This is a genomic window from Vreelandella maris (assembly GCF_013371085.1).
Classification (GTDB): domain Bacteria; phylum Pseudomonadota; class Gammaproteobacteria; order Pseudomonadales; family Halomonadaceae; genus Vreelandella; species Vreelandella maris.
This window is the reverse complement of sequence record NZ_JABWCV010000017.1, coordinates 1-22,988: the sequence shown is the minus strand read 5'-3', so window position 1 is coordinate 22,988 and position 22,988 is coordinate 1. Positions and strand designations below refer to the sequence as shown.

General features: G+C 52.7%; 23 protein-coding genes and 2 pseudogenes. 15 read left to right on the top strand and 10 right to left on the bottom strand.

Annotated features, from left to right (window positions below; genetic code table 11):
* Positions 1–183: 183 nt before the first annotated feature.
* From HUO07_RS14690 to HUO07_RS14665, 6 genes are all read right to left on the bottom strand, one after another.
* Positions 184–2,403, bottom strand: coding sequence for a conjugal transfer protein TraN (locus tag HUO07_RS14690; protein ID WP_176304213.1), 2,220 nt, complete (start codon positions 2,401–2,403; stop codon positions 184–186).
* Positions 2,404–2,406: 3 nt separating this feature from the next.
* Positions 2,407–3,774, bottom strand: coding sequence for a hypothetical protein (locus HUO07_RS14685; RefSeq protein WP_176304212.1), 1,368 nt, complete (start codon positions 3,772–3,774; stop codon positions 2,407–2,409).
* A gap of 1 nt (position 3,775) precedes the next feature.
* The gene (locus HUO07_RS14680; protein WP_113270621.1) at positions 3,776–4,753 is read right to left on the bottom strand and encodes a type-F conjugative transfer system pilin assembly protein TrbC; all 978 of its coding nucleotides are present in this window, start codon (positions 4,751–4,753) and stop codon (positions 3,776–3,778) included.
* A complete protein-coding gene (locus HUO07_RS14675; RefSeq protein ID WP_246009098.1) occupies positions 4,738–5,607 on the bottom strand; it encodes a TraU family protein in 870 nt (289 codons plus the stop codon). The genes HUO07_RS14680 and HUO07_RS14675 overlap by 16 nt, the downstream gene beginning before the upstream one ends.
* Positions 5,608–5,741: 134 nt before the next feature.
* The gene (locus HUO07_RS14670; protein ID WP_176304211.1) at positions 5,742–6,305 is read right to left on the bottom strand and encodes a hypothetical protein; all 564 of its coding nucleotides are present in this window, start codon (positions 6,303–6,305) and stop codon (positions 5,742–5,744) included.
* Between the two features lie 115 nt (positions 6,306–6,420).
* The gene (locus tag HUO07_RS14665; RefSeq protein ID WP_035561861.1) at positions 6,421–6,996 is read right to left on the bottom strand and encodes a helix-turn-helix domain-containing protein; all 576 of its coding nucleotides are present in this window, start codon (positions 6,994–6,996) and stop codon (positions 6,421–6,423) included.
* On the opposite strand from HUO07_RS14665, the gene HUO07_RS14660 reads away from it, so the two are divergent.
* Complete coding sequence (locus HUO07_RS14660) at positions 6,995–7,537, top strand: hypothetical protein (protein ID WP_035561865.1); 543 nt, start codon at positions 6,995–6,997, stop codon at positions 7,535–7,537. The two genes, HUO07_RS14665 and HUO07_RS14660, sit on opposite strands and share 2 nt — an antisense overlap.
* Before the next feature lie 5 nt (positions 7,538–7,542).
* On the opposite strand, the gene HUO07_RS14655 is transcribed toward HUO07_RS14660, so the two are convergent.
* Entirely contained in the window at positions 7,543–7,875 is a 333-nt protein-coding gene (locus HUO07_RS14655) for a DUF2274 domain-containing protein (protein ID WP_035561868.1), read from the bottom strand.
* Between the two features lie 142 nt (positions 7,876–8,017).
* Between HUO07_RS14655 and HUO07_RS14650 the strand changes: the two genes are divergently transcribed.
* Positions 8,018–8,635 (top strand): helix-turn-helix domain-containing protein, encoded by a 618-nt coding sequence (locus HUO07_RS14650; RefSeq protein WP_127061347.1) that lies wholly within the window; start codon positions 8,018–8,020, stop codon positions 8,633–8,635.
* 1,215 nt (positions 8,636–9,850) lie between these two features.
* On the opposite strand, the gene HUO07_RS14645 is transcribed toward HUO07_RS14650, so the two are convergent.
* Both HUO07_RS14645 and HUO07_RS14640 read right to left on the bottom strand, forming a co-directional pair.
* Positions 9,851–10,387, bottom strand: a complete 537-nt coding sequence (locus HUO07_RS14645) for a hypothetical protein (RefSeq protein ID WP_035561874.1) — start codon at positions 10,385–10,387, stop codon at positions 9,851–9,853.
* 195 nt (positions 10,388–10,582) lie between these two features.
* On the bottom strand, positions 10,583–12,937 hold the full coding sequence (locus tag HUO07_RS14640) for a DNA topoisomerase (protein WP_176304210.1): 2,355 nt from the start codon (positions 12,935–12,937) through the stop codon (positions 10,583–10,585).
* 458 nt (positions 12,938–13,395) lie between these two features.
* On the opposite strand from HUO07_RS14640, the pseudogene HUO07_RS14635 reads away from it, so the two are divergent.
* From HUO07_RS14635 to HUO07_RS14595, 8 genes and pseudogenes are all read left to right on the top strand, one after another.
* A pseudogene (locus HUO07_RS14635) lies at positions 13,396–15,159 on the top strand (AAA family ATPase).
* Positions 15,143–15,580: an ATP-dependent DNA helicase gene (locus HUO07_RS14625; RefSeq protein ID WP_176304209.1), complete on the top strand. Its 438-nt coding sequence runs from the start codon at positions 15,143–15,145 to the stop codon at positions 15,578–15,580. The pseudogene HUO07_RS14635 and the gene HUO07_RS14625 overlap by 17 nt, the downstream one beginning before the upstream one ends.
* Positions 15,581–15,706: 126 nt before the next feature.
* On the top strand, positions 15,707–15,976 hold the full coding sequence (locus HUO07_RS14620; protein ID WP_127061340.1) for a hypothetical protein: 270 nt from the start codon (positions 15,707–15,709) through the stop codon (positions 15,974–15,976).
* 278 nt (positions 15,977–16,254) lie between these two features.
* Entirely contained in the window at positions 16,255–16,695 is a 441-nt protein-coding gene (locus tag HUO07_RS14615; RefSeq protein ID WP_113270610.1) for a hypothetical protein, read from the top strand.
* 4 nt (positions 16,696–16,699) lie between these two features.
* A complete protein-coding gene (locus HUO07_RS14610) occupies positions 16,700–17,080 on the top strand; it encodes a hypothetical protein (protein ID WP_113270609.1) in 381 nt (126 codons plus the stop codon).
* A gap of 9 nt (positions 17,081–17,089) precedes the next feature.
* Positions 17,090–17,371: a hypothetical protein gene (locus HUO07_RS14605; protein WP_127061337.1), complete on the top strand. Its 282-nt coding sequence runs from the start codon at positions 17,090–17,092 to the stop codon at positions 17,369–17,371.
* Positions 17,358–17,762, top strand: coding sequence for a hypothetical protein (locus HUO07_RS14600; protein ID WP_113270607.1), 405 nt, complete (start codon positions 17,358–17,360; stop codon positions 17,760–17,762). The genes HUO07_RS14605 and HUO07_RS14600 overlap by 14 nt, the downstream gene beginning before the upstream one ends.
* Entirely contained in the window at positions 17,759–18,250 is a 492-nt protein-coding gene (locus HUO07_RS14595) for a hypothetical protein (protein WP_113270606.1), read from the top strand. Before HUO07_RS14600 ends, HUO07_RS14595 begins: the two co-directional genes overlap by 4 nt.
* 129 nt (positions 18,251–18,379) lie before the next feature.
* Here HUO07_RS14595 and HUO07_RS14590 read toward each other — a convergent pair whose 3' ends face one another.
* Positions 18,380–18,733: a hypothetical protein gene (locus HUO07_RS14590; RefSeq protein WP_146779539.1), complete on the bottom strand. Its 354-nt coding sequence runs from the start codon at positions 18,731–18,733 to the stop codon at positions 18,380–18,382.
* Between the two features lie 220 nt (positions 18,734–18,953).
* On the opposite strand from HUO07_RS14590, the pseudogene HUO07_RS22245 reads away from it, so the two are divergent.
* The 5 genes and pseudogenes from HUO07_RS22245 to HUO07_RS14570 form a co-directional block, all read left to right on the top strand.
* Positions 18,954–19,103 (top strand): annotated as a pseudogene (locus HUO07_RS22245) (transposase); the annotation flags it as partial.
* Positions 19,104–20,009: 906 nt separating this feature from the next.
* Positions 20,010–20,255 (top strand): hypothetical protein, encoded by a 246-nt coding sequence (locus tag HUO07_RS14585; RefSeq protein ID WP_113270605.1) that lies wholly within the window; start codon positions 20,010–20,012, stop codon positions 20,253–20,255.
* Positions 20,256–20,468: 213 nt separating this feature from the next.
* A complete protein-coding gene (locus tag HUO07_RS14580) occupies positions 20,469–21,461 on the top strand; it encodes an IS30 family transposase (RefSeq protein WP_176304208.1) in 993 nt (330 codons plus the stop codon).
* Positions 21,458–21,676, top strand: coding sequence for a hypothetical protein (locus HUO07_RS14575; RefSeq protein ID WP_176304207.1), 219 nt, complete (start codon positions 21,458–21,460; stop codon positions 21,674–21,676). Before HUO07_RS14580 ends, HUO07_RS14575 begins: the two co-directional genes overlap by 4 nt.
* Before the next feature lie 364 nt (positions 21,677–22,040).
* Positions 22,041–22,880: a hypothetical protein gene (locus tag HUO07_RS14570; RefSeq protein ID WP_176304206.1), complete on the top strand. Its 840-nt coding sequence runs from the start codon at positions 22,041–22,043 to the stop codon at positions 22,878–22,880.
* Positions 22,881–22,988 lie beyond the last annotated feature (108 nt).

The window sequence follows — 22,988 nt, the reverse complement described above, 5'->3', positions numbered from 1 at the left end:
GGCCTACATACCCATTATTGGGCGTGAACATGAAAGGCCTCTGCCCCGCGTTCTGCACAACTTCCTCTGAACCGGCTGCACCCGATGCCAGCGCTTCAGCTTGGGCAGTGATTCGGTCTACTGGGCTCCCGAAGGAGCCAGTAGATGCCAATACCATCACCACACAAGTAGCTTGAATTAAAGCTATCTTGCCCATGTCTGGTTGAACTCCGATTGTGCTTTTTCCGACAACGTTTCCACGTACTCCGAGAAATCCATATCGCCGAGATCAAGTGCAAGGAACTCGTCAATAGTGAACCCGGTGCAGTCTGGCTTGTACTGACGATCGTAAGTTGTGGAGGCCTTTGTCACACAGCTACCCAAAACCTTTAGCATGCACGGCTCGTATTTCTTTTCTGAGTAGGTGTACCAAGGCTTAGCTGTAAGATTGACTTCAATTGAAGCTCTAAACTCACATTCCTCAACGGAACATCCACCAGTGAGAGTCACTGGTGGACTGTTGCTGACATAGTTATTCAAATTAGTAATGTCATTTTGGATGTTGACTTCATTCCACGCCGCATTGTCATAGCATTCATATGATGAACCGATACACATGCGCAGCCCTCTGGAAGGGGATTCTGAACCTAGAGGGTTTGTATATGCCTCGAAGTGAACATTGTTATGCGCCCAAGAAAACTCGCCCCAGCCATCATTAGGAAAATTGATTGGCCACTTCATATCTAAGGGAATGCGCATCTGACCACCAGCGCCAGCTTTCCAAGCGTGAACTTTGTATTCACAGCTGCCATCTTCAAAACACCCACCTTCTACTACCGAATATCGGTTGATCGCACGGGTGTGATGATCCTCTGCTGCTAAGCGATGGGTTTCCCAGCCTGGGCTAAAGCCATAAACAGGGTGATCAGGCGGTGCCCCGCATGACGATTCAGAGCAGACCGCTGCATAAATGTCTGGGCTTGAAGGGCAATCGTATCCAGATAACATCGAATTGGTAAAGCCTTCATCGGTAGAGCATTCCTCTTTCCACTGCCAGAACCGCACTCGATTGCTGTTGGCATTTAGCTCGTTCGACCATCCTCCGGCAGAATTGTAAAAAGGAAACTCAATGCGCTTGGTAACAGCTCCACCTGCGTTTTGCGAAGCCAACTCGGCAAGCTGTTCTCGACCCTGTTCTTGAATTATTCTGGCAAGCATCGAGTCAAACTCGCACCAGCGTTGGTATCTATCCACCTGAGTTTGGGTGTTCGCAATCGACCATGGCCTTGTCCAATGTGCGCATATTTGCTTCGCGTAGGACATGTCACCTTTCGCAGGCGCGTTGTAAATATAATTTGCGAACGTGCATAGCGTATTATTGGTGGGAACAAAGCCGGGTGTAACTTGGACGGCTCGTTTCGCCATGCGAGCAGCAGCAAGCTCTACATCTTCGAGGTCACAGTAGTCAGCACCGATTCCTGTAGCCATAGAGATAAATGAGCTGGTCAAAACGACATCTTCTGGGTCTTCCTGACAGCATTGCATGTGCTCAATAGCATTTAGAATGTCTGCCGAAGCAGTGCCAGCCAAGACAGCTCCAAGCGGTCCTCCAAAATACGTTGCCAAAACGGTTGATACGGTTGCGTTAAATTCCATCATGCGGCGGAAATCGCTTGTAATCGCTTTGCACTCGCGCTCCATGCCAGAAAAGATCCGCATGTTTTCATCTAACCCACCCTCGGCAGCGATCATGTCCATGACACCTGCCGCTGCAATAGCGTCTGAGAAGGCGCCTTCATCATCGCTAACTTCAGGCATAATTTCGTAGGAACTAGGATCGCATTTCCCATCTTCGCGACATGTATATGTCTGTTCCTGCCGAACGCATAAACCGTCTTGCTTTCTGGTGCAGTCGTAGCTCGTTATGTTGCAGTTCGGGTCGTTATTGCAACGTGGTGTCTCGCCGATGTAACAGCGCTTAGTTACTTTCTGGCCGACAATATTTCCAGAAGCATCTTTTATATCTGTCCTGCTTATATCTGGGCCACAGCCATACGAAGTGTCGGCACTACATGTGAACTCGCTCTTTTGCCATTCTTCGATCCAACTGTCAGGAAGAATGCGTGAATATTGCGAATAGGTCGCTGGATATGTTTCTCCAAATGTGTTTACCAACTCCCAGTCATCATCGTTCTGTAGTGCTTCGAGATTGCAAGTGTGGCTATATGGATCGCCGTAACATCTATAAGTAACAGCATATTCCCAGCATTCTCGTCTGACTGTTTCACCCATTATTGTTCTAGGGGCAGAATCAATACATGTTTCTCCGACCTTATAGCACTCTTGGTAGTCGCTTAAAGCTCCAAAGGTAACCTGAGGTATTATTAGATAAATTAATAAAGTTGCTAGATGAATATATTTCATAATTTATAACTCAGGTCGTCTGCTTTCTAAACCAGTACATTCATCGATCACTCTATCTGTGAATTCGATTCTCATTGGTATAGGGAAGCTATTTGAACCTGCATAGCTTATGTTCTTGCAAGGGTTTTCAAAGTAAGCTGTGACGTTGCAGGTAGTGCCATTACAGTTCTGCTCGTAAGCTACTCGAAAGCATTTACTTCCGCTGAAGTCCTCTATAACAGTTGTTTTAGGTACATTAGTATTTAACCCGCCGCTGACAACGTTTGAGTGAGGGCCAGTCCGACGTGAACCATCTGATTTATTTACAGTGTCATAGACAACTCGGTATCCTTGCTCTTGGCAATAAAAGTTATACCTGAGGTAATCGACGCAACTAGGGCAGGGGTCGCTTGTTATAGTTAAAAGGTGATCGCCATTATTACATGTCGGTATTTTTATTCCCGTCACCTCAAGTTTTCTAGCGCAGCTAAACTCTGCGGAGTCTCTTCTTACCTCACACTCCCGAGATTCAGGCTCACAAGTAACGAGTCTTGTTGGTATATCGACCACGCAGGAATCGGTTGTGATTTTATCCGGCTTGCATTCTCCACCAGCATTGATGTCAAGAAAATCAATTGTCCTTGGGTCGTTGGGGTCACATGAAACTGGAATATCACCTTCACTGAAAAGTTGGTTTATTTGATTGCCGAGACACTTTGAACGATCATCAGCAAAGTTGCTGCCACGTTCAAAAGTAGGGTTGTCGCGAACATCACTAATTGTATTTGACGGGTGATTGGGATCTTGATTGACTCTATCATTCCCTTTCTGACGCATATCGTTGCCGCCCCATGCATCCCCGTGAAGTTGGTGCATAGTCATGGTGCAAGACGATGAAGAACATTCAGCCTCGACTCGATATGCTCCGTACAGGTTGCCTCCGCTGAAGGCGGCTTCTCCCCCGGTCGGTATTTCTCTTGTGACCGTGTAGCGGTCCTCGCTACACCGTATCCCCTGAGTTAGTGCGTCACATACGGACACACTGATCCGCTCAAGCTCACCATTGTCGCTTTGTTCACACTCTTCGACCAAAACTCGAATGCCGCCTGCAGTGAGGCGAGCCCCGTCGCGGCATCTAAAGTTCCGCTGCTGTTTCTGTTTAACTTGAAGCCCCACCTCCCCTCCAAGCTCGCCAGAGGTTTTTGTATCCTCAAGACCCAGGCTCGATGTAGCTGAACGGAAGGCATTGTTTGGGTTGAAATCTCGAGCCCAGGCTCCCCCAGCATTCATTCCCGCTTGGTTAGGGGTGGCCATTGCCACGTCGCTCAAGGGCGCGAGGGCCGCAAAAGCGGCCCCCATGGCAAACAGTTTTAAGCAAGAGCCCTTCGGCATGTCACTCCTCCCAGAGATGATCAATATTCTGTCCCGCGGGACCAACGGCCGGCCCCATTGGCGTGTCGTAAACTTCGCGATCAGTGCCTTGATAGCGCTCACGGAGTCGTTGTGCGTTGCGCTCAGCTAGCTCGTCGCTCATCGACTCCCACTGTGCTGACGCAACGCCTCCCTGCTCAGGAGCGCTTTCGGCGCCCTCGCCCTTGAGCGCATTGATGTAGACCTCGGCATTGCCGGCACCGCCTTTGTTGAATTGCTCTAAGGCATATAGGGCAGTTACTGACCCTTCAGCCTTCCAGTAATTGTCTGGGTTGCCCTTAGGGCATCCCTGGTACTCGAGCTGCTGACCATCGATTTCGCCTATTTGGCGCTTGGCGGTCTGACACACGCCCATGGGATCTTCCTTGGCAAGGACAATCGTGGGTACGGTCTCGATCTCGTAGGTATCGAACAGTCGCGGGTCGATCTGGATCGGTGCTGTCATGCCTCCCGGGCGTAGTACCTTCAGCAAGCGCTCCATGGTGAAGTCACGGAGCGTTATACCCGGCTCCACTCCGCGCAGAACCAGCTCGCCTCCTGCTCTGGCTGCATCAAGTGCATAGCCACGAATCAAGCTTTCGGGCATTGAAAATGAGATGAAGAAATACAGTCGATCCTGTTCACCTAGGTCTAACGAATCCCTCAGTGCTTGCCATTCAGCGGCCATTTCAGGGTCTGCGATCCCCCCGGTCTGACCTTGGGCCCGGACGTTTCCTAGCATCTCAGAGCCGGCTGCTTGGCCTGCGGTTGATCCGCTTGTGTTCGCGCCCATCGCCTCCAGGATTGCCTCAGGGCTCTTCTGGCCAGCGAATAGGCCACTAGGTGCCTGTGACCCTTGAAGAGCAGAGAAAGCGTCTTGAGCGGCTTGTACGGGTGTTTGTTGGCTTAACGCCGATGTGCTGAATAGCGTCAAAGTAATAGCGGTCAGAGTGCGCAGCATTGCTTACCTACCCAGATCAAGAATGCGGAATCAGTACGAACAGCGGTGTTGGCGGGAGGCAGCATCCCCCAGCGGAACTCGGACATTCCAAGAACAGCAGTTTGGTTGCTGGCAACAGGGGCCACCGGGTCAATACGGTATTGGCTGCGAATCATGTTCGGCAGGTAAACGGATTGGCATTCAGCCCAAGGGCCGGTCGTTGATAACAGGCCCGCCATGCGTGTCTTACGCTGCATGTACTTGCCAAGGACGTGGAGATTCCCACCTTGGGGGGAGCTGTGAGTGGTGCTTGAGCCAGTGAGGGGATACACGACGCCCTGAGAGCCCTGACACCAGAACATCATGTCTAGGGGGCGACCCGCTGCAGAAGCTACGGCGTCAGGGATGCACGAGAGAGCACCAACTGGATTGGCGAAGAGAGCTGACTCTGGAAATGCGATGGATGTCCAAGTGTCATCCTGCCAAGTGGCGTCGACCTCAGTGAGGTCTGCAAGGTTAAATCCGGAGGTATTCATGCACCCCAGCGAACTCATCATGTTGAGTACACTGAACAGAGGGTAGATATACCAGTGGATTTGCATCCTGGTAACGCTGCTATCTCCACGTCCCGAGCCATACGTTTGGTTAGAAGTCAGGGAGTCGTATCCGGTTAGTACCTGCGTGCCACCGAGCGTCGACATACAGCCAGGTGTTCGCGCCACTTCAGCGAGGAACGTTGGTTCCCAGAACGTCATGCCGATCCCTGGCATGTCGATGCCATAGGGCCCAGGACACAAACAGATTGAGTCCATGTGCATAAGGGAAGGATTAGACCCACCCCCCATGGAAATTCCAGCTACCGTTACCGGAAACATGTTGTTCCAGTTCGCGTCGTTGATGGGATTGAAAATCTCTCCCCGACATGCGGCAGAACCCGATAACGGGGATGCGCTATAGGCGCTCCCCGTTGTGAGAGCTGCAACAGTCAGAACAGAGAGTAGTAACCTCTTCATGGCAGGTGTTCCTCCAGGGTGGTGACATCGTAGGGATAGGCGAAATGGGTCACTTCGATTACGTCAGGATGACTGTCCCGAACGCCAGCTAAAGAGGGGGTATGCGTAATGCCCAGCCGATCGAAATGCCATTCCTCTGCGAAGTACACGGCTTGGCCAAGATCAGACGCCAAACTACCTGGGTCTCCTGCTGTGACGATTACTGTTAGGTTGGCTGGGTGTCGGGCCTTTAACGTCATGGCCAGTTCACGCTGATCATCGGCTCGAAGATCAACAACGAGGAGCCAGTTCTCTGGCTGTATGTGCTTGAGGGGGTTGACCTTGGTGCCGGCCTCATAGATGACTCCCCACTGGTATGTACCATCGGATTGCCGCTTCAAGGCTTCGATGTCTTCACCTAGCGTATAGGACGGATCTACGAAGTGAGTTTCGGTATGCTCGGCAATCGGGACGAACCAATCGGGGATGTCTCTCGTATGATTTTGAGCTTGCCCTGCTAGGTGCTCATTTACGGAGTCCCAGTCGACACCATGCGCCTCTGCCACGATCGCCAGCCGCATGTCGGGCTCTACGATTTCCCAAGTAGGGCCAAGTACACCTAGGTCCTGATCAGAGGCAAGTGCGGTAGTGGATAAAGCAGCTCCTAAGAGTGCTACCGATAACGCTGCAATTTTACTATACTGTACTACGGTTTCCATGTTTAAGGCGTTCCAATCTGCGGTATACGCTGCGCTCGGTCATGTTCGCTGCAGCTGCGATCTCAGCGGGCGAAAGGCCTTCGCAGTGAAGGGCCAACAAGTTTTCATGAGACAGCTCAGTTCGAGCTGAGCGTTTGGGTAGGTCGATGAGGTGCGCTGAAGCCATCGAAGTGGTCTCAACGAAAGCCTCAGGGTCAATGTCGATTTCGTCGTTGAACTCTTCAGTGAAACCAGGGATCTGTTCAGCCATCAGATCAAACTGCTCAGCCCTGGGTTCGCTATCAGCCTGACCGGCTTTATGAACGGTCACTGGTAGGATGGTATGGCGGCGCCATGTGCTGACCGCGAGGAAAGCCGCCTCACCAGCATATTTCATGATCGCATCATGGGAATACGAAGGGTCATATTCCTTAGAAAACCAGGCAACGTATATTTCCTGCTTCATGTCCTCCTGCCATTGCCTGGGGATATGCAAACGGGCTGCCGTCCAACCAACAAGTCGCTGCATTTCAGAAGGCGGGTGACTTGCCAAATATTCATAGAGGTTAGTCATGCGTGACGCACTCCTGAACGACCTGATCAACACGCTCGAGAGGCATGGCTGCGAAATCAAGATCAGCATTCCGACAACCCGTGGGCGTGCTGAACGCAGCAAGACCGACAGTGACTTGGCTCGACATATTGCTACTCTGCGAGACGATTACGGCATGACTCTGGCCAAGATCGCAGAGCACCTGACGGGGAAACTTGGATGCTCGATTTCCGTGGCATCCATTCATACCTGGACAGGGGGAGCGGTCCCTCGAAAGGTCGGATATGACAAAGTGCTCAATGCTCTTAATGAAATAATGTCCGAGCACGTCGCTATCGAAGGCGGTGCTTGGGTCGATTCCAAAGAGATCAAAGCTACTGTAGAGCGCTGGATGGAAGTAATGACCCCACGCCAGATAGCCGTGGCTGCTGACGAGGCTGTTACCTCTGTGCGCAGTTGGGCTACAGGCAATCACCGTGTTCTGCGTACCAAGTGGAGACGTGTTGTTCCCCAGGTAGAACAGATGTGTGAGATCATCCAAGCGCAGCATATCGAGACCTAGTACCCTTATGCCTGGTGCTGCTCACGCTGATGGCTTTGTGCCTCAGCGTGAGATTCGGTTTCAGCTTCACCAGCTGAGGGGCTAGTTCCTGTGCCTCGTTCCTGTTGTTTTGCTTCCAGTTTTTTCTTTCGTTCCTCCTCTCTCAAGAACCGCTTGAATTCACGGTCTCTATCCATGACATTCGTGAGCATTAGGTCCACGAGATCGTTATTTGCAACTTTCTCGCCGAATGTCTGCTGATAAAGTTCTTTGTACAGTTCAAGGCGGCCAAGCGTTGACTCCGGCAACTGCAGCGGAAAGTGTTTTTTGGGATCGTGTTCAATACGGCCGATGAGCATTGCTTACTCCTGGGTTAAGATGTAGCGATGCAATCTTGCCGCTGAGCGTGCGGCGCTGGATAGGCAATAAGTATTAGAATTTGTTATCCGGTATAGTTCTATTTGACTAGATGACATGCTGACGTCATATGGGGAGAAAAACTTGGATCAGGGAAAAAATGATAAAGACCTACAGAAGGTCATCGACGCAGGAATCCGTAAAGGGGGTTCAGGCCCTAAGGATGGACAGAGGGGAAAGCCCAAAGGACCAAGAACTGACTACCTGCAAATCGAGCCCGAAACGCCTGGCTATAAGTTGGTTCAGGTTATCTTCGAGAGAGCTGTTGGCGAAGGGCTGGCTTCCACAGACCTAGCCGACCACCTTGGCATTGCGCCGAGCACTCTAAGCCACTTGAAAACTGGACGTAGGCTTGCCAGTAGCCTGGGCCGGGATGTGATTGAAAAGTTTGCAGAGTTTCTGAACTATCCGGTGCTTGCGGTTTTGATCCTGGCCGAGCAGGTACATCTGTCTGACTTTTACTCGCCCCGAAATGATCTGGATCGTGCCATTGATCGGGCACTCCAGTTTATGGCTGACGATCCAGAGTGGGGAGGGATGATGCCCAAGGACCTTGAAGGCGCCTCAACGCATATGAAGTTATGGAGTGTGTGGATGTATGAACGCGCTACAAAGACCCGCCTTATTACGGGTGGGGTAGATTACCTGGACCTGCTCAAGAGCATGGATGAATTCAGGGGGGAATATCCCAGTCAGGAATAGGGTCTTCCCTTTCCAAGAAAATGATGCAGTTCCCGTGGCAGTGGTGAGCGTAGCTTTGAAACCACGGTGACTAGGCATGCCTTAGGCCAGGGACAGGGAACATCCCCCGAACTACCCTGATTTGATTATAAGGCCGTGAATCGTTCGAGTTATACGGCGCGGTAGCTCCGGCTATCTTCGCCCATCTCAATAAAAGATAGTTTACGAACATCTCTGGAATTGCATATAAACGACTAATTTTAGGCGGTATTCTGTGTTAGCGCGTATCTATTTTAGAAGGTTTTTCTACAACTTTTTGAATGGTTTTATGTGCTGCTTGGTGTGCTTTCTTGTTGTGTTCACCGTTGCAGTTATTTGTTGAGTCAACGAGAGCACATGAGCCGCTACGCGGCTGAATAAGAGCCAGGCCACGACACGCCTAGATTTGCTATAGTTAAAGCCGGAAAAACGCCCCAAGTCACTTCGTTTTGTTAGAGCAAGCAGGACTGCTGTGGGAGAGCAAGCGATCTTTCTTCTGCTGTCCACGAAAAGCACATGGGCCGCTTCGCGGCCTATCACGAGGCAAGCCTCGAAACGCCTAATATTTGCGATTTCTAATTCCTTAAACCGCCCCGATTCAACTTCGTTCTAGCCCGCTATTGTCTCCTCATGCTCACGCATCGAAGGCGCCAGCATAGAGCGCGGTGGCATGGCCTTCCCACACCCCGACAAGGACGTTTTCACCGTTGCTGCTCACGCATCGAAGGCGCCAGCATAGAGCGCGGTGGCGTGGCCTTCCCACACCCCGACAAGGACGTTTTCACCGTTGTTGCTCACGCACCGAAGGCGCCAGCTTGGTCAGCAATGGCGCGCTTGGGATCTCATATATAAGGGAATACATATTGTATTAGGAGGTGCTTTCATGGAGGTTGATTCCCGTATGGGGTATTACCTCTCCCCCACCCTCTCATACCTACCAGCGCGGTCATTTAGTAACTGTCATCCATCCCCCGTACAAGGATACCCAAAGGGTGGTTGCCCATGGGTATAGCTCTCCGTAGGAAGGAGTAACGCGCATAGCGAGTACACATATAATGGGTGAGATGCATCATGGTGCGTTCACCATTACGGTGAACATCTAAGCCCGCTTGAGGCCAGTTCAGCGTCTCAAAAACGGCTTGTAGAGTGACACTCCCAGCCATAGAGGAATCAGTTGGTGCGCAAAAAAAAGAGCGTCTAGCTGTCCTCTTTGCCGCCATGTTGGCCTAGCTCTGGTCGATAGTGACGTGCAGTACCAATGGCCTTATTGATGCGCTTCAAATGGTCGATGAAGCGTGCCCTACGTTCGATCAGCACGAGAGCTTCTGCTATCAGTTCCCGTGCCTCTTGAGGTACAGATTTCGCTCTTGCTGCTACCCCTGGTCGCTGTATTCTCACAGCATGCCAGGTTGATGGAGAATGCCGGCTATGCTGTTGTCGGTTGACCCATTTACGCCATACCGGGTGAGGGCAACCGAGGCATCCATAACCACACCGACTAACATCTAAAAGTACCGCACCATGGGTGCGTGGTTGGGCTTCTCTGATGCGTTCAACGATGTCCAGTAGCTGCCTTGTGTACTCCCCCATAATTGCATCTATATCTGCCGTCAGTGCGCCGACCATTAGCTCGGCCTCGTGAGCTAGTACCTCTCTATCAACTGTACGGCGTGAGCGACGTTGATTAGTGCTTTCAACCAGTAGTTCATCGTCGTCTTGGTGGGCTTCATGCATAACGGTTCCTATCGTCTCCTATCAATCTTAAAGGATATTTTCTGTGTGCTTTAAAGGTGGTGAGCGGGTACGTCTGGCAGGTGTTAAATTGAACGCCTTCCTTGGCGAGGGATTGTCTTGTTCGGTAGCTTTTGATGTGATCGTACTTGTGCCCTTGCCCCGCCCAAGGGGTGCCCGGCCTACCTCTCGGCGCGGCTAGCGTGGGTGCTCGTTGAGGAACACGCGGCACTCTTGTATTGAGGTGCGGGCAGCCTCGGGTAGCGTTACTTTGTAGCGCTTCGCTGCAGACTCAGCAGCAGCTATCATTCTCGCGGTCGGTGCCTGGATCTGCATGTACTTGTCGATGAATGTTTTACACTCCCTGAAGGAGGTCAGCTCTCCATTCAATGTCACCTCATTCTCATCCGCTAAGCGCATCGCCAAGGCCTTCATCTTGTCAGTTGGTGGCGGTGTTTGCTGCATTACTTCGTCCAGAAATGAGCGACACAGCTCGAAGCTCTTTTCGATGCCTTCTGGTAGCGTGAGACTGCGAGCTGCAGCTAGCTTTCGTGCAGCAGAAACCATGTTCTCTGTGGGGCCATTGGCCGTTGCCAAAACAGCCTCGGGTGCATTGTCCATGATGTCGATTGCCTCTTTGATACGGGTGGTGATGAAGTCGCGTTGAGCGGTTATAAAATTGTCACGGGCATGCTTTGCCGCTGTGTCGTTGGGTGCGTTCTGGATCGCATCGAGCTGGCGCTCCCAGGCGGCTGTCACACGCACATCGGAGAGTTCGGAGGGGGTGTTATCGATGAATGCGCGGCCTCGCGGGGTGGAGACAATAAGCAGCTGTTTGCCCTTACGCTTGGTGGTTATGTATTCACGATCAAACAATGTCTGCAAAACGGTATCCCGAGTGGCTGGAGTGCCTATCCCTTCAGCTTTTCGGAGTGCTTCTGCATCTTCACCATCGACGTGCCGGCCTGCATTGAGCATTGCGCTCAGTAAGTCGTGCAGCGTGAAGTGTTTGGGCGGCTCTGTGCGTGCCTCATGAAGCCTTACTGCCTCGACGGGAGTGTTAGCGCCGGTCACCAGTGGCGGCAGGTCTTTCTGCTCTTTGTGGGCCTCGAAAGCAGTCATCCAGCCGGGGTCAATGATGCGTTTGAAGGTGCCTGCAAACAGCGCTGGCTGTCGCTCAATCACGTCCTCAACATCTATGCTGGCGCGGACACTCAGGGACTCGACGGTAGCGGCTGGTAGGAGGGCCTGGATGAATTGTTTTGCGCAGGCCAGATAAACCTTTTGCTCGGCCTCAGTGCGTTCTGACAGGTTCGGTGTCTTGCGCGTTGGGATGATCCCGTGGTGGTTCATGGGCTTGTCGGTAAAACAGCGTGGACGTGGCGCCTCGGCACCCTCCATGCAATGCCGGCGTCCAGCTTGCCGAGCTGGCGTCATGAGCGTGTCATCAGCCTTTGCTGCGCCCCCCAAAATGGCCAACAGATCGGTCCGGTTATAGAGGCTTGCGGGCAATTCGCCATGCTCTGTTCGGGGGTAGGTCAGGTAACCATCGCTTCGCATTGAATCGGCTGCTTTCAGCGTCTGTGTGGCCGTGAGGCCGTACTTTTTTGACATGTCTCGCTGAAGCGCTGTGAGGCTGTATGGCAGCGGTGGATGTTTGGCTGTTTGCTTTGTCTCGGCCTCCAGAATGGCGGCGTTATCGACGGTCTCTAAGCGCTTGGTGAAGGCCAACATGGCTGCCCTGTCCAGGAACATTGGCTTGCCTTCATCCTGCAGTTGGATGCTGCTGGCGCCAGCTATTGGGGTGGCTGGAGAATAGGTCAGCTCGCCCCCGCCCAGGGTAATCTTTGCCTGGTAGTGATCGACTGGAATAAAGGCTTCGATTGTGCGATCGCGGGTAACAACTAGCCCAAGGGTGGCGGACTGTACGCGGCCGGCCGACACGAGCCCAGCCTTGCCCTTGCCTTTGGCTAAATCGCTACCCATAAGGCCCATGCGTGCGGTTGCCGTGTATGCACGGACAAGGTACTGCCAGAAGCCATCCGCGTTGGCGCGGGCCTGCTGAGCCCGCCAGAAAGATATGGTTTCTCCGGCGTTCCTGAGGCGCTTGGCCGCGGCCTGAACATCGGCCGCTTCCATAGAGCCGGTCAGCCACATCCGCTTCACCGAACCGCGGTACTTAGCGTATTGCAGGATCTCGTACCCGATGGCTTCGCCTTCGCGGTCTGGATCGGTGGCCAACCATACTTCTGTTGCTTGAGAGAGTTCTTTTTTAAGGTTTCCCAGGTATTTCTTACCGCGGTCGGTAGGCGTCTGAGGAAAGGCGGTAGGTAGGGGCAGAAGACTGCGGGGATCGCGCCAATTGGCCTCTGGGCTCACCTCGGAAGGCTCAACAGGCGCCAGCAAATGCCCAGCGGCCCAAACTAAGGTAAGTGTGATGCCATTCCAGGTGCCGGTGTAGGCGTTGCCGCTGCGCGTAAGACCTAAAGCAGGGGCTATTTTGTCGGCCTGGTCGGAGTGTTTCTCACACAGAATGAGTGCTCGTGATGTCATCCTGAAGGTCGTCCTTCGGTAGAGGAAAGTAAGCGGAATAAGCACCGCTCAGAAGCAACCGACAATACGATGTCTTTCATCTCTAAAGTGTGTTGTATTCTTAAAAAATGTCGTCTAGTATAGTAACACATAGTAAGCAGAAACAGCTTAACAACCCATCGCCGAACGAATTAAGCGGATTGCGTCCGCTATCTCCTCTCTCCCCTGACACGGCTTCGGGGATGCGCATTAGCCGTCTGGTCGTCTCGGTAACGGGGCTACCGGAGAGCCCTCTGAGTTAGCCCTGATCCGGCTTCTCTCTCACTCTCAACTCAGAGGGCTCCCCAGTAGCAGATCCAGAGTTTGAAGTCGGGCGCGGCCCGGGCGTGCTGACAATCCACGCTCCCCAGTAAGAGCCTGTTTCCCTGTACCTCACCCGGCCTCCCCAGCCGGGTTTTTTTTATTTGCGAGGGCGATCCATGGACAACCTTGAGGAATTGATCGGCGTGATCAGTGCCGTTCGTTTCGTAGGTGATGAGAGATTTCAGATCCTGACTGTGCGCGATGCTCAGGAACAGGAGGTAACGCTGGTGGCTGTATGTCAGCCGCTCAACGAGGGGGAGTCTGTGCAGGCCCGCGGCACTTGGGGCACGCATCCTAAGTTCGGCAAGCAGTTCAAAGCCGATCGGCTCATCACGCAAATACCTCAGGAGTCCAAAGCGCTGGGTGCATACCTTGCGAGTGGCAAGGTGGCCGGCATTGGCCCCAAGTTCGCTGCGCGGTTGGTCGCCCATTTCGGTGATGGGCTGCGCGACGTACTCGGTGACGAAAAGGCCTTACGGGCTGTGTCAGGCATCGGTAAGAAGAAGGCAGTGGGGATAGCGGCGAGCTGGAATGAGTACCAAGAAGCGCGTGATGCATTGATCTTCCTGCAGGGGCATGGTCTGGGCGCTTCACGTGCAATGTCGGTCTTTCGCCAGTTGGGCCAGGAGACCATTGCGAAAGTATCCGCCAACCCCTACCGCACCTTATTGAAGACTCGAGGTATAGGGTTTCGTATAGCCGATACTATGGCTCAATCTCTTGGCTGCGAGTTGACCCACCGCGATCGACTCATTGCGGGGCTTCGCCATGTCGTTGATGCACGATCAGCCTCGGGGCATACCCTGGCAACCTCGGATGAATTGGCCTCGGAAGGCGCGCAGCTCCTCGGGGTCGACGTGGCACGCATGGCCTCGGTTGTTGAACTGCTGCTGGCGCATGAAAAACTTATAAGTGTTGAGGGCGGGCTAGTTGGCCTGCCTTCGCTGGTGGAAGCCGAGAGAACCATCGCCACCGCGTTGCTAACGCGTGCGGTGCATTGGAATGGCTGCAACCAAGTGCGTGTTGATGGCGAGCTGTCGGATGGCCGGGTGCTCAGTGATGAGCAGCGCCAAGCATTGGAGACCTGCCTTGCGTATGGGGTGGCTGTGCTTACGGGTGGGCCGGGGGTGGGGAAAACCACGGTGACTGAGGTGCTGGCGCAGACACTGGATGATGCTGGCCTTGAGCTGGCGCTGTGTGCGCCAACTGGCCGTGCCTCTCGGCGAATGTCGGAGGCAACCGGGAGGCCGGCGTCTACTATTCATCGTCTCCTGGGCGCTGGCGCCAGCGGCTTTGAGTTTAATGCTAGCAACCCGATCGAAGCGGATGTAGTGATCATTGATGAAGCATCGATGGTCGATGTGCCGTTGTTTCTGGCTCTGGTGGTGGCGCTGCCTGACCACTGACGACTGTTCATCATCGGTGATCAGGATCAATTGGCCTCGGTTGGGCCGGGAAACATTCTTCGCGATGTGATCGCTTCGGGTGCTATCCCAGTGGCACGTCTTCAACAGATCCGGCGACAGGGGCCAGGCTCGCAAATTACTGTCCAGGCGCACGCCGTCAACCAGGGCAATACTCCTCAATCGGTGCCAGATAGCGACTTTGAGATTGTCGAAGTGCCGGAAGGCGGTGACCCCGAGCTGATGTGTCGTGTGGCATTGCGGGTGGCCACTGAAGACATGCTGGCGCGTGGCTTCGATCCTCTTTATGAGGTGCAGGTGTTGACACCCATGCACGGTGGTCCGGTCGGAACCCGTGCTCTCAATGAAGCGTTTCGAAGCTATCACGTCCCGGGCGATCGGGGCTCGGTGACGATCCATGGGCGCCAATGGGCGCCAATGGGCGCCAGGAGACAAGATCGTGCAGACCGAGAATGACTACAACCGTGATGTCTTTAATGGTGATCTCGGCTATGTAGTGTCGGCAGACGCTGAAGACAAAACCGTGCTGGCGCGGTTTGAGGATAGAGAAGTGCTGTTCACCAGTGACGCGCTCGGCAAGCTGCAACTGGCCTATGCAATGACCGGCCACAAGGCGCAAGGGTCCGAATTCCCGGCCGTGGTCATTCCTCTAGTGCGATCGCACTGGCACATGCTTGAGCGACAGTGGCTTTATACAAGCCTCACTCGTGGAAAGCGCCGTGTCGTACTGGTTGGCCACCCTTCTGCTATCAAGCGAGCCGTCAACCATGTCACCGGCCAGCGCCGGCTCACCTCACTACCGATTTGGTTGCGCCAGCCAGCCCTAACAGTATCACCAACCCATAAAGGAGAGAGCTATGGCCAAACGAGCGCTTGAAGTCGCACAACAGAAGAGACGTGTTCCCCAGGATCGCGGCGAGCCAAATACCGCCTGCATTCAAGGCTGGCTAAACCGCAACTCCCAACCCGGGAACGCAGAGGCGACTTTGACCGGAGGTGTGGCATGAGCGGCTTCATCGCCATTCTCTGGGTCGGCGCTCTCGCGTATGCCGTCTTCCTCGCTGTGTTGCTCATTCTCGGCCGGGGCAATCTCAAAGATCGTCGCTTTCTAACTCACTGGATGGTCGCTTGGTCGGCGCTGCTGGCGCTGACGATCGGTATACGAATGGCTGCGGCGGAGCCTGACCAGCCGCCTCCCTCTGCGCCGCAGTTGGGAACGCCGATGGCCGTGGTCACCTCGGCAGGCGGTGAATCCGAACCGGAGACGGACTAGAAAAGCTGTTTACCCCTGCCCTCTTGGTGAGGGGGCTAGGGAGAGTCGGCAGTGTGTGAGCTTTGTGGAGAGTCAACGTAATGGGCAATCAGTCACCGACAACACGCTTCATTGAGATGGTGCCACCTTTGCTGGTGCTTGCCGGCGCGATCGCGCTGCTGCAGGTGCATGCGATTCAGTTTTGGACGGAGTTTGTAGGTCCAATGGGCTGGGCCTAGGCTGTTCTCCTAGAAGTCGTTGCATTGTGGCTCTGGTATCAGCGCCAGCTGGCGCGGCGAATGCTGGCCATGGTCGCCAGCGTGCTTACGCTTACCGGCCCCATCTATATGGTTTGTGAGCCTCTGGTAGAGGAATGGCTGTCGGCATCTCACGTCGACGCTGGCCGGGAGCTGCAGCTCGAGCGGCTGGCCCTAGAGGCCTCGCGTCTTGAGGAGAGCATCGATACTTTCTGGGCAAATAGTGAGGCCCGGGCGGGCTGGCTCGAACCCATACAGGTAGCACAGGCTCGTCTCGCCGAGGTCGACAACCAATTGGCAACTCTCGTGGCGGCGCCCCCCTGCCGAGTGCTCGACCTGGCGCCAGCAGGCCTTGATCGGGATGCAAGCGGTGGCGCTGCTGATCTTCCAGCTGGCCGCGGTGCTCGCTATCACATCTCTATCCAAACTGCGCCAGCAAGCAATCGCCGAGGGTGTCACCCCGCGCCCTACCTCCTCTGGTGACAGGTTGCACGAGGAACCGCCCGAAATTGGGCAGAACTTGGTTGTAGCAGGTGCGCTACACACCGAGGCCGGTACATGCAACCTCGAACCGGAGCTGGGTGTGCCCAGTATGAGTGAAGCGAATAATGACAGTGAGCTGGGAAAGGGAGGGTTCGCGTATGCCGATATTGTCGTACTTCGTGATGCCCTGGAGCAACTGCTCAAGGACAGAGAAATGACACAGGCAGAGTTTTGTTGTGAACACGATTTCTCGCCAAGGGATCTTTCGCTGCTGCGCCGACATGAGGCGCGCTGTGCAGCGGGAGAGCGGACGATCTCCATCACAGCCTTAGATCGGCTGGCCGAGCTTCTTCGGCGCCAGACAGCCAGCTGTGCTGCAACGTAGGGGGTAGACATGGGCTCTGCACTCCATGAAACGAACAAGCAGGATTTGCTCGCAGGCAACGCGCTTGTGAGTGAACTTCATGATTACCAGCGTCATCGTGCCGTTATTGAGCAGGATCTGCGGCGTGTTGGCATCACTGATACCACCCCTCTTGAATTGGCCGATCGCATCATTGCCGATGCGATGCACTCAGCCTATGCCTGCATGCTCAGCGCCCACAAGCTGACTCATGCCGGTATTGCCAAGGGGAGCGAACACAATCACAGGAGACAAAGCGATGGCGAAACCTAGTCATTGCAAGGGCGAGCTGGTAGCACTCTCTAGCGGTGGGGCGACCCATTACCAGTGCAGCGGGCTATATCGAGCACTTGTTGACTTCAACCTGGGCGAGCTTGCCGAACAGTATTGCCTGCAGGCCCCTTATCGCGAAGCGACACTAGATAGTCTCAATAAGGGCATCGTAACCATTGACGACATTAATGCGATGGAGGCTTCCGGTGCCTATGCGCATCGGGACATCTCGGATCTAGGCTTTGGCCAATACTTGATTCATCGCGGCTATTTACAACTTGTGATGATCAATGAAGTTCACTGTGGTGCCGGCTTTTCTCCCGACCTTGTGCGGGAATCAGCCAATGCTCGTGCACAGACGCTGAGCCAGCTTTCGGGTGGCCATGCATGAATGCCATCGCCCCGCCCCCCATTCACTTTGATATGCCAGATAGCACCATGACCGAGCGAGCCTCATGCCCAGTCTGTGCCTGTCAGGACAGTCCAGACTATCTGAAAAGAAACACCGACTGGTTTCATGCGCACTGGCTGGTGTGCCAGCGGTGTGGTTACCAGACCACCACACATTCTTCCTACGAAGCGGCCGAACGTGACTGGGACAAGGCTTCACTCGGTCGACAAGCAGAAGAGGCAGGGCTGCTTGTACCGGCCATTCAGGTCTTTTCGATGCGTGACCTGGAGCTGTTGGAGTCGCTTCAGAAGGAAGCCTCAGAGGGTGATTGTGCGCGTACCTATCTTGTCTCCCGTGACTCACTGGTGCGGTGGAAAGAGATCGCCCGCCTGGGTCGTGACGAAGTAGACGAAACACTGCAACCAGCAGTCGCGTCTGTCGAGCGGGAAATAGCTGACTTACTTCAAGCTCAGTGTGACGAGGACTGATGTCACCGCGCTGTTGCAAGGAGTGACCAATGCATATTCATTTGCGGGTTCGAAAATAGGCTACCTAGCGAGGCATGTAAGCCTTCAAGGGTGCTACCTACCCGCACCGGCGCAGGCCTCAAGTCGGAGCTAGTTTGTTTGAGTACCGGTAGGAACTGGCAGACCTTTACTGGCCATACAGTTGCGCCATGCTGACCCTGCAGACGAACCATCAAGATATGTTGACTCAGCAACTGGGATTAGTTGAATAATAGAATGCTGTGAAGTAGCGATATCATACTGACTGATATCGATTTCATCGAAAGGAACAGATTTTAGGGTGATCATTCCACCATTTTGCTCACGCAAAGGCTGTGAAGTTATGACAACTTCATTAGAGCATTCTTGTGCCCCATCAAAGAACTCGCCCAATGTTGGTGAGTCTGCATAAGTGTTCGCTGATACTAACAAGCTGAATAGGGCTATAAGTCCGATTTTATGCATTCAAAGACCGTTACTGTATGTCAGAACTAATGTATTACGGCTGAACATCAGGAAACTTTAATACTATTCTCTTCGCCACGCCCATGCGGTATGACGCTATGCATAGACAAAACAACGCATAAGTGAGGCTACTACAAATGAATCACCCGGGTTTCGTAGACACCTCCAGGCCTTATACCTAAGTCATCTAGGAGGAACCATGAGCCATCCCCGTTGAACTGAAGAATTTAAAATCGAAGCCGTCAATCAAGTGGTAGAGTGCGGCCATCGTTTTGCCGAGGTCGATGAGCATTTAGAAGTGTCAGGCCACAGCTTGTACTATTTGATCAAGCGTTACGATAAGCCGGTAGATCAGCGGCAAGAAGATGATTAGCTCCAAGCTTAGAACCGTTGTAAGAAGGCTGAATCCAATCGTGTATCAGAAGAGCGAGAATATAATATAAAAGGCTACCGTCGGCATGACGCTCAGGACTTCTCCATAGAGTCCCACGGGGGGCACGCGTTTATTCAAAAGCATACGAGACAATATCCGATATGGCGCTTGTGCCGCATGAGAGCCGTTCACCCTAGCGGCTCATACCCCAGACTGGCTATTGAGGACGTCCTAGCGAACGCACTCGGGCAGAGAGGTAGGAGCAGGCTCGAATGTAACCAGCATAGCGGTGTCGAGGTTGATCGCTAGGTTCATGGAATGCCTTAAAGTCGTGATACTGATGGCCTTTGTAATAGAGTACAGTGCACACTTTATAATTAAGGCGCACACTTTTTATTAGTTACTATTGAGCTGACTTACCGAACTGCGGAAGCTTAAAAGCCAAGTGTTTATCGTGGATGGGTTTTAATGCCTAAATATTTCCAAGCATTGCAGATGTGTGCATTGCACATTAAACTATTTGCAGCACCTATTAAAATAGATGCCAAATGGTGAACCTCATGGCATCAACCGTGCAGATCGAGACGATCAAATAGGACCCTGAGATCCAGCGTCTGATTCGCGACAATGAGTTCGTTGCTGAGTTGGAGCCTTGGTCTGCCATAGATATTCACCAAGCAGTCGATTTGCTAGTGGAAATCGACCTTGACTTATGAGAGTCCACGCTGTGTGGCGCACTACACTCCCCTGGTCTTGCAGAAGCGCATACACAGAAGAGTGCCAAGTGTCGCGCTAGGCGCTGCTGGGGCTTTGAGGCGTAGTCTTCACCTGAATGCGCTTTAAGGCGCCATACATGAAAGAGCGTTGCTGGTAGGCACAGTGGCGATATATAGAGAGATATTAATGAGCACTTCAGAGAAACCGACGAATGAAGCTCTCCGACAGCTGATGGAGCGGCATGGCTTGAACCAGAGTCATGTGGCCACCTTGACTGGGTATAGCGTGGAGACGGTGAAGGGCTGGTTCGCCTCGCCTGATTCTACCCGCTACCGCGCAGTGCGTAAGCCGGTGTTGGAATCGGTGCGCCGCGCTATAGAGCTAGGAGAGCACTACACTCTGGAGGGAGTGAAGATTCCCAGGGTGAAGTAGTAAGAGCAACACCAAGCCAAGGAAATATATTGATTATGTTGATAACAAGAGTGGCAGTGTTGGTTCTTGCAGGAATAATGTCATCTACCACGCTCGCAGATGACCTTGGGACCTGGATTCATAGAATAACCGCAGCACTTTGGACCACAAGGTAGAGGCAGGAGGGTCAGCGCCGGTACCCTCTCTGCCTTACCTACCAAAGTGAAGCAGAGCATGGGATACCGACAACTGACCCAGAGCCAACGATACCAAATTTTTGCCTATCTTGAGACCGGTATTAGCCAGCGAAAGATAGCTAAGGCGATTGGTGTCCATAGCAGTACCATTAGTCGCGAGATAAAGCGCAACGGTCTGACCAGTGGTTATGCGCCTGAACAGGCTCAATCGGCAAGTGATCAGCGTCGACGCACTGCCTGGAAAGTGACGAAGCGGCTGCCCAGCCTGATTCGCTGGGTCACTGACCAATTGATGGACGAATGGAGCCCTCAGCAAATCAGTGGCTTCATGGCCAATGCCAACGGGGTCTGCGTAAGCCATCAATGGATCTATGCGTTAATCTGGGACGACAAGAAGCACGGTGGAACCTTATGGAAACGGCTCCGACTGCCACGCCAGCGGCGCTATCAGCGCCACTTGGCTAAGCGGGCGGGGTTAGGCAAAATCCCGCACCGAGTAGGCATTGAGCAGCGCCCTGCCAAGGTGGAAGAACGGCGCCATATCGGCCATTGGGAAGGCGACACGGTGCTTAAGGGCCACAAAGAATCTGGACTGGTGACCCTGGTCGAAAGACGCAGTGGCTACCTCTTGGCAGCGCGGCTGCCAACAATCACCGCCACTAGAACGGCTCAGGCAATGACGCGGTTATTGGCACCACGCCGAGGGGCAGTGCACTCCATCACTTTGGATAATGGGTCGGAATTCGCTGAGCACCGGAAAGTTGCCAAGGCCGTCTCGGCTAAGACCTATTTTTGCGACCCGTACCGCTCATGCCAGCGTGGTACTAATGAAAACACCAATGGTCTGATTAGGCAGTATTTTCCTAAAGGTACTGACTTTCGCAAAGTGACCAATGCCGAGCTACGAAGTGTCGTCAATAAGCTAAACGATAGACCAAGGAAGCGACTGGGATACCGAACCCCAGCGCAGGTGTTCTTAGGCGAATACTTAGGAGCACTAGAAACCGCAGGTGCTGCACTTACTAGTTGAATCCAGGGACAAAAGAGCCACAGCCAGGCCTTTTCGACGGCATGGCCGAAGACATGCAACGCCGTCTTGACGAAAACCACGCCGCTAGGCAGGCAAATGGCAACAACCCCGGCCCAAATGTGGATGCCCAGCCAGGCCTCTTCGACGGGATGGCCGACGACGTGCAGCAAAGTCTTAATGAAAACCACGCCGCTAGGCAGACTAATGTCGAATAAGAGGAAAAGAGGAAAAGAGGAAAAGAGGAAATAGCTCATAAAATGTCTACTTCGTTGCAAAGATGCTCCCGCTTTAGGTGTGTTGATCGTGTTATCAATCTTAGGCGCCATCATCGGCATTTCTGTGGGCCTCAACGTGGTTTGGAGAATGCCATGAACATTTTTCCTGGGCTGCTGGCTGCAATTGTGATAATAATTTTACTCCAACACCATAACCGCTAGTACATGCCAAATGATTTTACGAACCGATGCAACGCAACATATTGCAGAAAAGCCATTCAGTCTGAAAGTTTATAAATTTTTATCACAGGCACTATGTTGAAGTTTGCTTGAGCAAATATAAAAATATAGAAAGGAAAGCCTTTTGAAATTATACCACTACACGTCAGTGCTTCAGGCCTGTGACATTTTTCATTCTGGTTTATCTTATGGTGTATATCGAATGGAGCTAGGTAATGACCTTGCTCCTGTAGTCTGGTTAACCACGAGCCCAAGTTGGAAGAATCATGGACTGCCAGAGGGAAGTTTAATAACGGGTAAGGGTGATTTAGATTTAGTCCGTCAACGTGAGGGTGTATCTAGTAAAACGTTATACTCAATGGATAAAACAAAGATCAGAATAGACCTAGATGATACTTATCTTCAAACGCTAGACATAAGTGCATACCGCGGTACCGACCGACAAGATTGGAGTGGGCTCATTGACTTTGAGAAATTCAGTAAATACATTCTAAGAGAATCAAAAAACTTTCGTAACCGTCTTGGGCATTCTACAGATCCAAGTTATAAAGCGTTTTCTAAGGACGAGAGAACCGCGCTGAGCTGTAAAAAGCCTAAAAATATTTCTACTTGGAAGTTGTACTTTGGAAGCATTCAGCCAGAAAGATTTATGTCCGTCAAATATAGAGAAGGAAACGAGTATGTACCGTTTGATTTTTTTAAACATGGTTACTCGGCGATGGAAAGTAGTGGTGTGGTCTATCTTAGAGAAAAATATCTTAAGCAATTTCATGGCCTATGCCCGCCAATAAATGATTTTGAAGTTCCAAAGATTGCTGCATTCTGTACAAGTGCTGATTCCATTCCTCATTTGATATGCAAGTATGGGGAAAGTTCTTGGATAGTATATCTTGATGAAGACTTGACTGTGGAATTAACGCGCGGTGTCCTGCCAGAAAATATAGATAATATCCTGAATCCGTGAAGCCGGCGCCGACACTTTCCCTATCACCGCCAGCGAGCACTTTTTGATCATTCGCCCCGTGCAAGTTGGCTTTCGCAAGCCCGTTATTGCCAAAACCCACCGTGCTGA